Source organism: Bradyrhizobium sp. ORS 86 (assembly GCF_045571475.1).
Lineage (GTDB): Bacteria > Pseudomonadota > Alphaproteobacteria > Rhizobiales > Xanthobacteraceae > Bradyrhizobium.
Map to the genome: position 1 here is coordinate 5,772,124 of NZ_CP120699.1, position 15,111 is coordinate 5,787,234.

Annotated in this window: 10 protein-coding genes and 1 tRNA gene; 8 read left to right on the plus strand and 3 right to left on the minus strand. The window is 62.2% G+C overall.

Going from position 1 to position 15,111, the window contains the following annotated elements; all coding sequences use genetic code 11:
- Positions 1-59 precede the first annotated feature (59 nt).
- From P6U25_RS26615 to P6U25_RS26625, 3 genes are all read left to right on the plus strand, one after another.
- The gene (locus P6U25_RS26615) at positions 60-644 is read left to right on the plus strand and encodes a TetR/AcrR family transcriptional regulator (protein WP_407147728.1); all 585 of its coding nucleotides are present in this window, start codon (positions 60-62) and stop codon (positions 642-644) included.
- Between the two features lie 38 nt (positions 645-682).
- On the plus strand, positions 683-1,441 hold the full coding sequence (locus tag P6U25_RS26620; protein WP_407147729.1) for an SDR family NAD(P)-dependent oxidoreductase: 759 nt from the start codon (positions 683-685) through the stop codon (positions 1,439-1,441).
- A 203-nt stretch (positions 1,442-1,644) separates the two neighbouring features.
- Positions 1,645-2,679: an LLM class flavin-dependent oxidoreductase gene (locus tag P6U25_RS26625; protein ID WP_407147730.1), complete on the plus strand. Its 1,035-nt coding sequence runs from the start codon at positions 1,645-1,647 to the stop codon at positions 2,677-2,679.
- Between the two features lie 82 nt (positions 2,680-2,761).
- Here the strand turns inward: P6U25_RS26625 and P6U25_RS26630 are convergent, their stop codons facing one another.
- The gene (locus P6U25_RS26630) at positions 2,762-4,306 is read right to left on the minus strand and encodes a porin (RefSeq protein ID WP_407147731.1); all 1,545 of its coding nucleotides are present in this window, start codon (positions 4,304-4,306) and stop codon (positions 2,762-2,764) included.
- Between the two features lie 2,068 nt (positions 4,307-6,374).
- Here P6U25_RS26630 and P6U25_RS26635 point away from each other — a divergent pair.
- Positions 6,375-6,602, plus strand: coding sequence for a hypothetical protein (locus P6U25_RS26635; protein WP_407147732.1), 228 nt, complete (start codon positions 6,375-6,377; stop codon positions 6,600-6,602).
- Positions 6,603-8,041: 1,439 nt separating this feature from the next.
- Positions 8,042-8,263: a hypothetical protein gene (locus tag P6U25_RS26640; RefSeq protein ID WP_407147733.1), complete on the plus strand. Its 222-nt coding sequence runs from the start codon at positions 8,042-8,044 to the stop codon at positions 8,261-8,263.
- A 295-nt stretch (positions 8,264-8,558) separates the two neighbouring features.
- Here P6U25_RS26640 and P6U25_RS26645 read toward each other — a convergent pair whose 3' ends face one another.
- On the minus strand, positions 8,559-10,088 hold the full coding sequence (locus tag P6U25_RS26645; protein ID WP_407147734.1) for a porin: 1,530 nt from the start codon (positions 10,086-10,088) through the stop codon (positions 8,559-8,561).
- A gap of 448 nt (positions 10,089-10,536) precedes the next feature.
- On the opposite strand from P6U25_RS26645, the gene P6U25_RS26650 reads away from it, so the two are divergent.
- Entirely contained in the window at positions 10,537-11,049 is a 513-nt protein-coding gene (locus P6U25_RS26650; protein ID WP_407147735.1) for a MarR family winged helix-turn-helix transcriptional regulator, read from the plus strand.
- A 282-nt stretch (positions 11,050-11,331) separates the two neighbouring features.
- A complete protein-coding gene (locus tag P6U25_RS26655; RefSeq protein ID WP_407147736.1) occupies positions 11,332-12,285 on the plus strand; it encodes an AraC family transcriptional regulator in 954 nt (317 codons plus the stop codon).
- A 257-nt stretch (positions 12,286-12,542) separates the two neighbouring features.
- Here P6U25_RS26655 and P6U25_RS26660 read toward each other — a convergent pair.
- Positions 12,543-12,617, minus strand: a tRNA-Gln gene (locus P6U25_RS26660).
- 214 nt (positions 12,618-12,831) lie between these two features.
- Between P6U25_RS26660 and P6U25_RS26665 the strand changes: the two genes are divergently transcribed.
- Positions 12,832-14,610 carry an acyl-CoA dehydrogenase gene (locus P6U25_RS26665; protein WP_407147737.1) on the plus strand — a complete coding sequence of 593 codons (1,779 nt, stop codon included), beginning with the start codon at positions 12,832-12,834 and terminating at the stop codon, positions 14,608-14,610.
- Positions 14,611-15,111 lie beyond the last annotated feature (501 nt).

Below are 15,111 nucleotides of genomic sequence, written 5' to 3' on the forward strand. Positions count from 1 at the left end.
TTCTGCATGATGCTTGTCATCCTGATATATGATGGGCATAATTCAAATGCAGAGTCAAATTGCCGAGGAAGACGATGGGGCATTCCCGGGCAGATAAGGCCAGGAGCCGCGAGCGGATACTGAACGAGGCCGCGACACAGATCCGCGACAAGGGACTGGACGCCGTGAGCATCGGCGGCCTGATGCAGAAAGTGAATCTCACGCATGGCGGCTTCTACGGTCATTTCGCGTCCCGCTCCGAGTTGATCGCCGCCGCCCTGGAACAGGCATTGGCCGCCGGTGAGGCCGCGGCCCGCGCATCGCGCGATCCCGACACACGGGTCAGCCTGAGTTCGATGGCCCGGAGCTATCTCAGCCGCACACATCGCGACACCCGCAAGTCCGGCTGTGCGATCGCCGCATTGATTTCGGACGTCGGCCGCGCGGACGAAGCGTGCCGCGCGGTGATGGAGCCGCATATAGAGGCGTTCATCGCCGGGGTCGCCGAGGCGTTCGGCGACGACGACGATACCCGCGCGACGATCGCCGTCAGTGCGATGGTCGGTGCGCTCGCGATCTCTCGGGTGGTCACGGATCAGAAGCGGTCCGATGCCGTACTGCGCACGGTGCGCGACGGAATCATTGCCATGGCGTCGGACGAATGAATTGGCCCGCGTCGCGGGCGGTGTCGGTGGAGTGAGCAATGAACGATCGATCCATCCCTGGGTCCACGGCGATGCAGGGCAGCGTTCTCATCGCAGGCGTTGGTGCGTCAAACGGGCTCGGCGCCGCGATTGCGCGACGCTTTGCCGCCGGCGGTTATCCGGTTGCGATCGCGGGCCGCAATGCCGACAAGTTGGCGGCGACCGCAGCCGAGCTCGCTGCGACCGGCGCGGAGGTCGCCCATGTCGTCGGCGATGCGTCCAGCGCGGCGGATGTTGGGCGCTTCGTCGAGGTGGCAGAGCAGCTCGCCCCGCTCGCCATGGCCGTTCACAACGCGGGGTCCAATCGGCCGGCGCCGTTCCTCAAGGTCAGCGAGCAGCGCTTCGAGGAACATTGGCGCGAGCATGCGCTCGGCGGCTTCCAGTTGGCGCAGGCCACGATCCCAGCTCTGCTGAAGCGCGGCGGCGGCACGCTGGTGTTTACCGGTGCAAGCGGCTCGCTGCGCGGCAAGGCCAACTACGCGCCATTCGCCGCAGCCAAGGCCGCACTCCGCGCGCTGGCACAGAGCGTGGCGCGCGAGTTCGGCCCGCAGGGCATCCATGTCGGTCACGTCGTGATCGATGGCGGCATCGAGGGTGATCGCCTGCTCAGCGTGCGGCCGCAGTTGAAAGATGATCGCGGACCGGACGGGCTGCTCAACATCGCGGCCATCGCGGATGCCTATTGGGTGCTGCATCACCAGCATCGTAGCGCCTGGACGCTGGAGCTCGATCTGCGACCATGGGCGGAGTCGTTCTGACAGCGCCCTGCCTTTCCGACGGAAACCCAGCGTTTCGCGGCACAGCCTTGTCCGGCTGCGAACAGCCACTAGTTGCTTGCCATCCCAACCCAAGCCGCCATCGCGCACGGACTTGCGGACAGGTTGCCGCAGGCGGACCTCCCGACTCGTACGGATGGGCGGTGCGTGGCGAATGCCCGCCGCGCCGACAACTGGATTGACAGATGACCACCTCCCTCGAATTTGGGCTCGATACGTTCGGCGACGTCACCAAGGACGCTGCCGGAGAGCCGCTGCCGCATGGTCAGGTGATCCGCAACGTCGTCGACGAAGCTGTGCTCGCCGACGAACTCGGGATCGACTTCATCGGGCTCGGCGAGCATCACCGGGCCGACTTCGCAATCTCCTCGCCCGAAACCGTGTTGGCGGCGATTGCCGCGCGCACCAGGACCATCCGGCTCGGCTCGGCGGTGACCGTGCTGAGCTCGGACGACCCGATCCGGGTGTTCCAGCGCTTTGCGACGGTCGACGCGGTCTCGAACGGCCGCGCCGAAGTGATTCTCGGCCGCGGCTCCTTCACCGAGTCGTTTCCGCTGTTCGGCTTCGACCTACGGCAATACAACGAGTTGTTCGAGGAGAAGCTCGATCTGTTCACCGAACTCCTGAAGCAGGAGCCGGTGACCTGGCAGGGCAAGCTGCGTCCGCCGCTCAACAATCAATCGGTCTATCCGCCGGTCGAGCACGGTCGGCTGAAGACCTGGATCGGTGTCGGCGGCAGCCCCGAATCGGTGGTGCGCGCGGCGCACTACGACCTGCCGCTGATGCTCGCCATCATCGGCGGCGATCCAAAGCGCTTTGCGCCCTATGTCGAGTTGCACCAGCGCGCCTACCGGCAATTCGGCCGCGAGCCGAAGCCGATCGGCGTGCACTCGCCGGGTTACGTCGCCGAGACCGACGCCCAGGCCAGGGAAGAGCTGTGGCCCGACTACAAGATCATGCGCGACCGGATCGGCAAGGAGCGCGGCTGGCCGCCGATGGGGCGCGACGAGTTCGTAGCGGAGGCCGATCACGGATCGCTCTATGTCGGCGGTCCGGAAACCGTCGCACGCAAGATCGCGGCCACAGTGAAAGCTCTCGGCCTGGCGCGCTTCCAGTTGAAATATTCGGCGGGGCCGCTGCCGCACGAGAAGCTGATGAAGAGCATCGAGCTCTACGGCCGCAGGGTGGTGCCGATGGTCCGCGACATGCTGGCGTCGTGACTCACTATCGTCAGCACTCAAAAGCAAAACCCCCGGCGTTTCCACCGGGGGCTCTGTTAGATCCTGATCAGATCAACCGGTATTACCAGTTACGCTGAGCGCGGAGCAGAAGCATGTAGGTGTTCTGGTCCTTCAGCTCGTACACGGCAGCCGGCTTGCCGATCGACGCAGTGCCGGGGAAAGCGATGGTACCGGCATAGTTCTGATCCAGATGGGTGTAGGTGAAGTCGGCCGAGAAGGTCAGGTTCTTCACCGGGGTCCACTGGGTCTGCGTACCGAGCTGCGCAATGTTGTAGTCGGGGTTGCAGGAGGTCAGACCTGCGGTGCCGAACAGAACGCCGAACGTGCCACCCACACCGTTGCCGGCCGGGCCGCAGATGTAGCCCTTGGCCGTGCTGTTGTAGTTAACCTGAGCCCAGGCACCGTAGATGCTGGTGTTCCAGTTCGGGCTCCAGTTGTGGACATACGCGCCGCGGACGCCCCAGGTCTTGATCGTCTGCTGCTGCCCACCGGTGACGAACACGGTGTCCGGCGCAACGCCGAAGCCGATGCTCTGGTAGGCACCAGGGATACCCGTGCCGCCGAAGATGGTGTTGGCACCAGCCGAACCAGCAAGGTCCTGGATGTTGTAGCGGGTCGCACCATCCGTGTAGACGCCCTGCAAGTTGATGGTGTCGCCAGGTCCGGTCGGGATGTTCTTGATCGACAAGGCCAACTGACCAGCCCAGCCCCACTTGTCGTCCGGATGACCGGTCAACTCGGTGCCGCCGTAGTAGGCCGCATGGTTGTCATGCGCCGCAAACGACGCCTGGAACAGACCCCAAGCCTGATCGACGCGCAGCATCGCGACGAGATCAGGAGCAACCGTGCCGGCATAGTCCGACGCACCGTAGGGCGACGTCAGAACGGCCAGATTCTGCACACCAGCCTGATAGTACTGGGTCTGATCCTGAGCCGACAGAGACAGCGACACGCCGTTGCCGAACTGCGCAGTGTAAGTGAACTGGTTCACACCAGTGACCGTGCCGCCGCCGCCGACGAGACCGTCGTAGCTGTTGCCCGGATAGTTGGTCCACGGAGCCGAGAACTGCGAGACCGCCTTACCGATGGTGAAACCCGCGAACTGGATGAAGGCGTAGTAGACGCCGAGCGCACCGGTGGCGACGCCGCCAGAAGTGGCGTTACCCGTTCCGGCGGACGTGCCGATCGGGGCGTACACGGTCGCGCCGTTGCCGAGACCCGCATAGGTGTCCGACGTCCAGGTGAAGGTGGCATCGAAGAAGGTGCGGACCACGCCGTATTCGGTCGCGGTGCGCGTATCGATGTTCAGGTCTTCACGAGAGCGCCAGGTATAGCCGTTGGTGAACCGGTTGTTCGCACCACCAGCGCCCGAGGTGTTGCCGGTGTGGTCCGAGTTCGTGTTGATCACGACGTCGCCGCGCAGGTAGCCGCCCAGCTTGATACAGGTGTCGGTGCCCGGAATGTAGTAGAACCCGGGACCATACAGGGAGCAGACCTTCACGTATTCAATGGCCTTGGCCTTGACGGGAAGGTCAGCCGCCTGAGCTCCGCCGACCGCGACCAGAGCCGCCGCCGAGCCGAGGATAAGGCTCTTAACCATCTTCATGTTAAACCTCCAAGTTGCTCTATCTCAGGGAAGGTTCCGGATCCGCCGGGTAGAACACCCTCAGGTTGGTTCCCTTGTCCCTTAATCCCCGCTCAGTCGCTTCGCGCCTTCGGACACACCCGCATGAACGCGAGGGACTTAAGCGAACCACCTAAAACGGGACGACCTCGGGATGCCCCCCTCCGTCGTAGTTCCATATGAGACAGAAGCCCCCCGATCACGCAACAAAAGACCGCTCGGTTTCGGATCAGTTGCGGCTGTTTTCGGGCAGATGTTGCACAAATATCACGGACTTTTGAACTGCGGCAATTACGCAAGTCTTTGATATTTAAAGATAATATCTGAGACGGGATGGATCGTCGCAAGCCTTGGGCAGCACCCTGGGGAACGGCGCGCAGGACACATAATACAAGGGAGCGCACGCAAACTTGCGTCCGATCGAGCCGCGCTGATTCCGATCTTCGGGCTCGGCTTTCCAGAGAAAGTGCCGATATCTGAGCGACATAGCGGCCATACAATACCGCCGACTCATGCACGGAACCGTGCACAGCAGCGGCCGATAGGCCGGATCGCAGCCGCTGAAGTTGGCGCTAGCCAACAAATAAGGCGCACCAATCCGAGTTATTTCGCCCGGACGTGCTGGAAACCCTGATCTTGCACCTTCGACGCAAGAGAAGCCATCCACTGAGGTCAGCCATTCCGTCACAGAGATGGAGCGCACGATCACGCGTCTCAGCAAAGCGCAACTCAAGGGGCTCGAAGCGGCCGCACGTGGATACGGACCAGCACAGGCTCGGTTTGGACAATCACCGGCCCGGCCGGCAGCAAGGTATTGTGGCGCTTATTCCGCGAGGACTTGGTCGAAGTTGAACCCGCGAACGAGCATCAAACTCAAGTCCCCATGGTTTTGACCGCGAAAGGCCAGGCGCTTCTAGCCGCCATTCGATCTCAACCTCATACCTGAGGCAGCGCGATGATCGTGCAGGTGCAACCGAAGTTGGCGATCGCTCTTGATCGGTGACGGTGCCATCGCGATTCACTAGCGATTGATCGACGATGGCCGTATCGCTGGGTCTGTCCTGATTCAAATGAAGCGCAACGGTCTGCGACCAAGTCACCGGTCGCCATAACACAGCGCACGCATGCTACGGCGGCAACTTGTCGAGCTCGCGCAAAAGTCTGTTGCGGACCGCACCACGCTGCGCGCTCCGTTCGCGAGATCAAGCGGCGATAGTCGCCGCCCCTGCGACGGCCCCGGCGGGATCGAGATTGACGCCGGGGCCGCTTGCACCACCTGTCGGTCGACTTGGGAGGAGTAAAATCGACGAAGGTAGCCATGATAACAAAGCACAACCAGTGTTTGAGGCAAGGGCAGATCGTGCCGAGTTCCCCGTTGCATCAATTTGACGCGCCGGCCGAGCTTGCAAGAAAGGCCCGCCAAGAGACAACCGCCCTCCTACGGGTTTTGCCAATGCACTCGGTCGGCAAGAGTGCCCTCGCGCTCGCATCACATAGCTTCGACGATGAAGTTGATGCTGTCCATCGGGCGACGACTTGCCTCCGTTGCATCACAATTGATGCACAACCAAAACCATGAAAGCCATTGCCGGTGCACCCGATCCGGTTCAAGGCTAGCTTTCCTCGGCATGGCGGTTTGGCGCATCCCTCACGGCCCCCAGCCCCATGCGGCGGCCTCCATTGCCGGGGAACCGTACCAGCGTTCTGCCTGCGCAACGCACGATCTTGAGCCATTCGTTCAGGGGACAAACTTTCCGCAAAACCAACCGGGTTGTGGCGGCGCTGCGCCAAAGCGTCAACCCTACTACGGCTCACGCGACGCCGGCTGTTCCGGCCAGTCGCGCTTTGCAATTCGTCTCGCCCGCGATCGCTTCCTTCTCTTGTGTACCTCACGCAGCAAATCGCCTGATTTGATCTCAGCCCATGCGCGCTTGCCAAACTTGCTCTGCTCACGGTGGTATGGTTGATTATTTACACCTAAGCGTGTTGCCACGTCGACGGTGGCTTTTGGCTTTGGCGAGGGTTCCGGTGCAGCCGGCGGTGCGCGGTGATGGTGGTGATGATGCCGAGAATGGCGCTGAATATCGAAGAGAAAGAATTGATTCTAATGCTGCGCGAGTGGAAACGTGAGGTTGGCGGGTTTGGATGGTCGGCGGTGCACATCATCCGCCAAGATGGTCGCGGTTGGGAGGTCAAGTTCAAGTTCGCGGTTGGCGGAGCGCGTTGCGGCACCGGCCAGAGCTTTAGTTCAGCCTGGAATGCGCTGAGACCTGAGTGATTTGATTTGTTGTCGCGCGACGGGGCCTGGCTCGATGCCGCATCTGCGTCGGATCGTTTGCTTGAGTTCGTTGCAGTCGGCGACAAGCATTGGACGGAGAGCCCAGCCAAGTATGGCTCGTTCAGATGGGCCAAGGCCTCCTGTTTCAATTCCGCGACAACCTGTTCGCGATGCGCGGCGTTTCGACTTCCTTCGGGATCTCCCTCGCTGGCCGCTGGTTGCCAGTGGCGGAGTGCTCGCATCGTCTCCTCATAGTCCGCGCAAATCCCTCTAAACTGCTCGTCACGAATGAAGCGACGCCGAATATCAAGTTCGCGACGCGGGAAGCGGGCCACGATCGAGCGGAGGTTCTCCATGGCTTGAACCCGCTTCTCACATTGCCCAGCATTGGTCCAACGGCGAGCGCGTCAAGGTACGAACATGTTCACACCTCGCGTCACATGTCCGGACAAGACACCGCCCAGCGAGTGGGAGAGCTCCCTCGGGTCCTTGCGAAGAGAGGTCAACGCGGTGCGGGAGGCGGCGCGTCGCACCAGGAGGAACCCACGCAAGAGTCGTAGACGCGGCAATTCGACGGTCCGGCAGAGACATATTGGCTGAATTTAGAACAGATCGTCTCGAGGCATCTCGAGGTGAACGAGTTCGCGATATTTTCTCCGCCTCTGCAAAGGCGGCAAATGAATAGACCGCCTGAACGGCGGGCTACCAAATATGCCGTGAAGCGACGGACAGGAAGAGTCCAGGTATCGCGTTTGATGCAACGCCACGAACCACCTCCAGGCAAATTCGTCGAAGCGTCACGGCCAAGTCACCTCGGGCCGAAGTGTGATTTCCGCCGCGCATTCAGGTGCCAACATCGGCGCAGATGAACATGCCTAAAAGCAACGGCCCCAGCGTCTGTCGGACGCTGGGGCCACTGGAGATCATCGGGCCGGGTACATCCGCCGCGCCCTTCGATCCCTTGACGTGCCAATTAGTGCACCCGATCATGGACCCGATGTGACAGGAACGCGGCATCCGGGTGATGATATTTCGCCAGCACCTATTATCGACCATCGCGCATCGACGGAACACCTGGCCAACCAGTTTGGCCGCCAACGTCACTGGACTCTGAAGCCATCTCGATTCTTCTTCGCAAGAGCAGATTTCCGACATCAAAGACGTTGAGGCCGTTTTGACCGAAGACGATCGCAAAGCCCGAAGTCTGGCACGATTTGCATAGTCAACCTCAAGGAGTCGTCGCTAGACTATGGGATCTGAGAACGGATCGTGACCCGCCACTTGCCTGCTGAATCGCAACGCGAGGGGGTCACCATCGTTTGCGAGTTCGTCATTGATCCGGTGCCACCGCAGCGCCGACTTTCGCGCTCTCATCGCTTCGCAACCAGTGAACGGCTGCCGGTGGTACGATCACCTGCATGGGCTTGGGAGGTGAGAACGTGTCGATCTACCTGCATTTGCAGATCCGCGAGATGAAGCCGAAAGAAATCAGCCGTATCATGACGGCTTACCGGCAAACGCTACAAACGCTCTGCGTCAAGGACGGCGACGATCCGCTTACGGAGATGATCGCAAAAGCAATCATCAAGGTTGCGCAAGCCGGCATCGACGATCCCGCAGAGATTTCGGCTGAGGCGATCAAGGAGCTGGAAGTTCGGTGACCGATGCTGGTCTCTGAGAAGCGCTTGTTCGTCGTTCCAAGGAGCAGAATCAAAAACCTCCGGCAGGGCATTGCCGGAGGTTTGGGAGGCTTAGCACGAAGCTAAGAGCCAGCATTCATATGTTGGCCGCTGCTTATATATTTTAGTAAGTCAGCTAAGTAAATGAATTCGACCGCAGATGAATCGCATGGCTAATCTTCGTTTAGCGTAGACCGCAACGGTCTCTCATCTTTGGCAAAAACCCCGGCAGTTTCCTGCCGGGGTTCTTGTTACATCGTGATCAGATCAACCGACCTTACCAGTTGCGCTGAGCGCGAAGGAGCAGCATCACAGTATCCTGATCCTTCAGCTCGTAGGTCGCGAGCGGCTTGGCGATCGCGGTCGAGGACGTGGTGACCACGCCCGCGAACTTCTGATCGAGGTGGGAGTAGGTCACGTCGGCCGAGAAGGTCAGGTTCTTGACCGGGGTCCACCGGGTGATCACACCGATCTGCGCCAGGTTGTAGTCCGGGTTGCAGGTGGTCACGCCAGCGCCGAACGCGGTGCGGAACGAGCCGCCCACGCCACCAACGCCGCAGATGTAGGACTTAGCCGTGTCGTTGTACATGACCGCGGCATAAGCACCGTAGAGGCTGGTGTTCCAGTAGGGATCCCAGTTGTGAGTATACGCACCGCGCATACCCCAGGTCTTGATGGTCTGCTGCTGACCGCCGGCAATGAACACCGTGTCGGGTGCCGTGCCGAAGCCGACGCTGCCGTAGACGCCGGGCAGGTTCGAGCCGCCGTAGATGGCGATCGCGCCCGCCTGGCTGGCGAGGTCCTGGATGTTGTAACGGGTCGCACCATCCGTGTACACGCCCTGGATGTTGATCACGTCACCAGGTCCGGTCGGGATGTTCTTGATCGACAGAGCCAGCGCACCAGCCCAGCCCCACTTGTCATCCGGATGACCGCTCACCTCGGTGCCGCCGTAGTAGGCCGCGTGGTTGTCATGCGCCGCGAACGACGCCTGGAACAGACCCCAGGCCTGATCGACCTTGAGCGACGCGATCAAGTCCGGCGCAACCGTGCCGGCATAGTCGCTGGCACCGAACGCACCGCCGGCGCTGATGTTGTTCACGCCAGCCTGCGAGTACTGGGTCTGATCCTGGGCCGACAGCGACAGCGACACGCCGTTGCCGAACTGCGCGGTGTAGGTGAACTGGTTCACACCGGTGGTGGTGTTGGCGCCACCGACGAGACCGTCGAAGTTGTTGCCCGGATAACCGGTCCAAGGAGCAGCGAACTGCGAGACCGCCTTACCGATGGTGAAGCCGGCGAACTGGATGAAGGCGTAGTAGACGCCGAGCGCACCGGTGGCGACGCCGCCAGCAGTGGAGTTACCCGTTCCGGCGGACGTGCCGATCGGGGCGTAAACGGTCGCGCCGTTGCCGAGCCCGGCATAGGTGTCCGAGGTCCAGGTGAACACCGCGTCGAAATAGGTGCGGACCACGCCGTACTCGGTCGCGGTGCGCGTATCGATGTTCAGGTCTTCACGCGAACGCCATGTGTAGCCGTTCGTGAAGCGGTTGTTGGCACCGTTGGCGCCGTTGTAGTTCGGGCCGGCGACCGAGTTCGTATTCGCCAGAACGTCGGCGCGCAGATAGCCGCCCAGCTTGATACAGGTGTCGGTGCCCGGGATGTAGTAGAAGCCGGGGCCGTACAGGGAGCAGACCTTCACGTACTCGACCGCCTTGGCCTTGACGGGAAGATCAGCCGCCTGAGCGCCGCCGACTGCGACGAGGGCAGCCGCCGAGCCCAGGATAAGGCTCTTCACCAATTTCATATTAACCTCCAAGTTGCTCATATGCGGAGAGTCCGGGCCGCGAGCGCCCCGAGATCCCCCGCATGTCGCAAAACCATTCAGCGCGTTCACGCCTCCAGATGAATTCCCCAGGAGAGGGTGAACATGAGTGATCAAACGAACGGGACGATCGAGATTCCCCTACCGCCGGGGATCAATATGCCTGCGCTGAATTCCCAATCAAAATGGTTTATAAAATCAGCTATACGAATGAGGTCACACTGTGGCTCAATGGCAACGCCCTCCACACCCCGTTGCCTTCAAACGACAATTTGTCGCACCGAAAGAATCTTGGGTGTCGCAGAAGTATCACAAATCATTCAAGGTCACTTGCGCCGCACCCGTCTGGCGTGAACAATCCTAGCCGCCCACAAGGGTCACAAGAATCAAAGCAGCGAAAAGCTGTGCCGGGCACGAGGAAGGGGAAGCTGTGTCAGCGACAGGGACGGATGCGACGCGTCAACGCGTCATAGAAAATCTCGACATCATCAAACGCTTCACCCTCGAGATTTCCTCCATCAACTCCCACCTCGAAGAGGTTCGCCAGCTCTGGGGGAAGACGCTTGGCATCACCGGCCCGCAATGGATGATCCTGATGGCGGTCTCCGACCTCGACAAGAATGACGGTGTGCCGGTCAACGTGGTGTCGAAACTGCTCCGCGTCGATCCTTCCTTCGTGACCCCCCAGTCGAAGATGCTCGAGCAGAAAGGGCTGCTGTGTCGCGCGCCCTCGCCATCGGATGCTCGGGTGGTCCGGCTGTCGCTGACCGACAAGACCAAGAAGCACCTGGCGAGCCTCACCGAGCAGTACGACACGTTCAGGGAATTGGTCTTCGACGAGTTCAGCGAAAAGGAGCTGGCCGAGTTCGCAGCCAAGCTCGCCACGCTCAACACCCGCCTCGAAAAGGCGTGCATGAGGGTCGCGCTGACCTACGATTTTTAAGGCTGTGTCCTGGCATCCTGCCAACCTCAAGCGAAATTGTGCCGATCTCCCACGACGGCAGCGCAAACCTTAATGGAAGATGTTTCGGATCAATCAACCAAAGACTCCGCGCGTCGTCTTCTCTGAAAAACAAGGTCAAATTCTGCACTCGCTATTCCCGATCATGATTCTGTCATCCGAGCTGACGCAGTCACGACAAGTTGTCGCAGGGGGCGAGCCTGCTGCTGATTTCGACTCCTTTGGACGGCTAGAATAATCGCGTTGCGGTTGCAGGCGGGAGAGATGGGCGAACATCTGTCGGTCAGCACGGGCGAGCTGGACAGCTTCGAGGGGCTTCATCAGGCGGTCAAAGGCTCGCATGTCGATGTCATGCAGCTCGAGCGTGGCAAGCTGCGGGGCAGGCTGTCCCATGTCGGGATCGGCGATTTCTCGCTGAGCATCGGCACCTTCAATGTCGGTATCCGCACGCAGCGGATCGCGACCGACGACAAGCTGATCATCGGAATGCTGCTCGGCGCCAGGAGCCGCGTCACGCATTGGGCGTTCGACATGCGGCCGGGAGACGTGCTCGTGATCCCGCCGGCCTGCGAGCACGACGGGGTTTTCCAGAGCGCCTCGTCCTATGCCGCGATCCGTTTCGACTTGGCCGAACTGCCCGCGGTGTTCGGCGGGGAGCCGCGGCTGAGCGATGCCGAAACCTGGCGGGAGAAGAACCACTATCGCGCGAACAATGCGATCGGCATGGTCGCAGCGGACAGGTTGCCGCAAATCGTCTCGCATCTCGTGCGACGTCCCGGCGCGCTGACCGGTTCGTCGGCGGAATTCTGGAAGCGCATGATCGTCGACTGCTTGACCGCAACGGTCGTGACCTCGCTCCCGCCAGACGATTTCGGCCACCTGCCGTCGGCGATGAAACTGGTTCGAGACGTCGAGGACTATCTGCAGGAGGCGGGAATTCGGCCGGTCCATGTCTCGGAGATCTGTTCGGTGCTTCGCCTGTCACGGCGCAGCCTGCATCGCGCTTTCCACGAAGTATTCGGCATCGGGCCGGTGACATTCCTGCGTCACAAACGGCTCTGCGCGATTCACTCCATTCTGCGCGACAGCGGCCCAAGAGACACCACGGTCACGGATGTCGCACTTCAGCAAGGCTTCTCCGAACTCGGCCGCTTCTCGCAATATTACCGCGCGATGTTCGGTGAGTATCCCTCGCAGACCCTCGGTCACGCCGCTTAGAGATGCCGCGCGGAAGGCATGAAGACCTCGTCGTTCTCCGACCGGCGGTTTCCTCGCCGCCCGGCGACTTTCTCTGAAACCGTCCGGGCCTCCGGCGCGTAGGTCCGGGTGCCCGCTTGTCGACGGCCCAGGGAATCGGCAACCGCGCGACGGTCGTCACCCGCAGAAGGGCATCTCAAAGCCGCTGGGTGTGTCGGCGAGCCGGGCACCGGCTTCCAGTCGAGCCGATTTCATGAGTATTTTCAGCGTGATAAGTCTGGCTGGGGCGGGAGGGATCGAACCTCCGAATGGCGGAATCAAAATCCGCTGCCTTACCGCTTGGCTACGCCCCAACAACGCGCCGATCGAGGGCAACGCCGGTCTATAGAGTGAGCGCGGCCATTTCAACAGGGCGCCGACCGAAATCACGCGAAAGCCGTGGGACGATTGCGCTGACACTATATTAAAAGGGCGTCGCGACGGCCGAAACCGGCCGGCTTCGGAGAGTTGAGAGGCGGCGGGTTTCATGGGAAGACAAATCCCAAACGCCTCGCCTGGAGCAACGCCATGACCTACCGTGCCCCGATCAACGACATTCTGCTGTCCCTCAATCACGGTGCGGGGCTCGCGGCCGCCGTGAAGGCCGGCCACTATGGTGATTTCGACGGCGACATCACCGCCGCTGTGCTGGAGGAGGCCGGCAAGTTCGCCTCCGACGTGCTGGCGCCGCTTAACCGGGTCGGCGACGAGCACGGCATCAAGCTCGACAACGGCAAGGTCACGACCGCGCCCGGCTGGCCCGGCGCGTATCAGCGCTGGACCGCCGCAGGCTGGAACGCAGTGTCGGGACCGGAAGCCTTCGGCGGCCAGGGCCTGCCGCTGGCGATCAACGCCGCCTGCACCGAGATCTGGAGCGCATCGAACATCGCCTTCGGCCTTTGCCCGCTGCTGACGCTGTCGGCGATCGAGGCCCTCGATGCCCATGGCAGCGAGGAGCTGAAGAGCATCTATCTGGCGAAGATGATCAGCGGCGAATGGACCGGCACGATGCAGCTCACCGAGCCCAACGCCGGCTCCGATGTCGGCGCGCTGCGCACCCGCGCCGAGCGGACGGCAGACGGCACCTACCGCATCAAGGGCACCAAGATCTTCATCACCTACGGCGAACACGACATGACCGACAACATCGTGCATTTCGTGCTCGCACGCTTGCCCGATGCGCCGGCCGGCACGAAGGGCATTTCGCTGTTTCTGGTGCCCAAATTCCTGGTCAACGCCGACGGCTCGCTGGGTGAGCGTAACGACATCTATGCCTCCGGCGTCGAGCACAAGCTCGGTATCCACGCTTCGCCGACCTGCACCATGACCATGGGCGACAAGGGCGGCGCGATCGGCTACCTGATCGGCGAGGAAAATCAGGGCATGCGCTGCATGTTCACGATGATGAACCAGGCGCGGCTCGGCGTCGGCCTCGAGGGCGTCGGCATCGCCGATCGCGCCTACCAGCAGGCGCTGGCCTACGCGCAGGAGCGGCGCCAGGGCAAAGCCGTCGGCCGCAAGGGCGACGGGATGGATCCGATCATCGTGCATCCCGACATCAAGCGCATGCTGATGCAGATGCGCAGCATGACGGCCGCCGCCCGCTCGATCTGCTACGCCACCGCGGTGGCGCTCGACATCTCCGTGCGCGCCAAGGACGCGAAGGTGCGCGCTGACGCCGCCGCGCGCGGCGCGCTGCTGACGCCGATCGCGAAGGCGTTCTCCACCGACATCGGCAACGAGGTCGCCTATCTCGGCGTCCAGATCCATGGCGGCATGGGCTTCATCGAGGAGACCGGCGCGGCGCAGCACTATCGCGACGCCCGCATCACCTCGATCTACGAGGGCACCAACGGCATCCAGTCGATCGACCTCGTCACCCGCAAGCTCGGCGCCAATGGTGGCGCCTCGGTGTGGGCGCTGCTCGATGAACTCGCCGCTGTGATCAAGCAGGTCGAGGCCTCCAACGATCCGGCGTTCGGCACGACAGGCGCAAAGCTGCGCGACGCGCATGCCGCGCTCGAGCGCACCAGCAAATGGCTGCTCGAGCGGCTCGCGGCCGCGCCGAATGACGCGCTCGCCGGCGCAACGCCCTATCTCCGGCTGTTCGGCGCCACCCTCGGCGGCTGCATGCTGGCCGGCGAAGCTCTGGCCGCGAAGTCCAACGCCGAAGCCGAGCCGCAGCGCTACATCGCGCTGGCACGCTTCTTCGCCGAGAACATCGCCGTGCAGGCGCCGTCGCTGGAACGAACGGTGACCGACGGTGCAGACGCCGTGAATGCCGCCGACGCGGTGCTGGCGGGGTAGCCGATCGTCTCGGTTCGTCGTCCCGGCCGGGTGCGCAGTTGGGCACGGGGGGCCGGGACCCTGAACCAGCGCGCCTGCTGATGAGCGGGATCGAGGCGCCGAGCGTCGTGCAATAATGAACATTCGGGGTAATGGGTCCCGGCCTTCGCCGGGACGACGGTGGGGATAGTTCTCGCGCGATGTCTCCGGCCGTCATTGCGAGGAGCCAACGGGTCGGGCGAGCGTGCCCCCGATGACAAGCTCCGCGACGCAACCCATCGCTCCGCCGTCATCCCCCGCGCATGCGGGGGATCCAGTACGCTGCGGCCTCTCGGATCAACCACCGCTGCCTCTGGAATACCGGATCGCCCGCCTTCGCGGGCGACGACAGTTGTGATGAGGACACCGCATCGCGCTCTCGCGACAGGATTTGTCCGAGCTCTGCCCTTCGTTTCGCCTCTCTTGAACAGGGCGCAGCGATGGTGGGGGCTGCGACCGCAACGCGCGCGTTTTTCGCTGCCA

Coding starts and splice junctions, on each gene's coding strand:
- P6U25_RS26635 (WP_407147732.1), top strand. CDS start 6,375: ATGGTGGTGATGATGCCGAGAATGGCGCTGAATATCGAAGAGAAAGAA.
- P6U25_RS26645 (WP_407147734.1), bottom strand. CDS start 10,088: ATGAAATTGGTGAAGAGCCTTATCCTGGGCTCGGCGGCTGCCCTCGTC.
- P6U25_RS26630 (WP_407147731.1), bottom strand. CDS start 4,306: ATGAAGATGGTTAAGAGCCTTATCCTCGGCTCGGCGGCGGCTCTGGTC.
- P6U25_RS26655 (WP_407147736.1), top strand. CDS start 11,332: ATGGGCGAACATCTGTCGGTCAGCACGGGCGAGCTGGACAGCTTCGAG.
- P6U25_RS26625 (WP_407147730.1), top strand. CDS start 1,645: ATGACCACCTCCCTCGAATTTGGGCTCGATACGTTCGGCGACGTCACC.
- P6U25_RS26620 (WP_407147729.1), top strand. CDS start 683: ATGAACGATCGATCCATCCCTGGGTCCACGGCGATGCAGGGCAGCGTT.
- P6U25_RS26665 (WP_407147737.1), top strand. CDS start 12,832: ATGACCTACCGTGCCCCGATCAACGACATTCTGCTGTCCCTCAATCAC.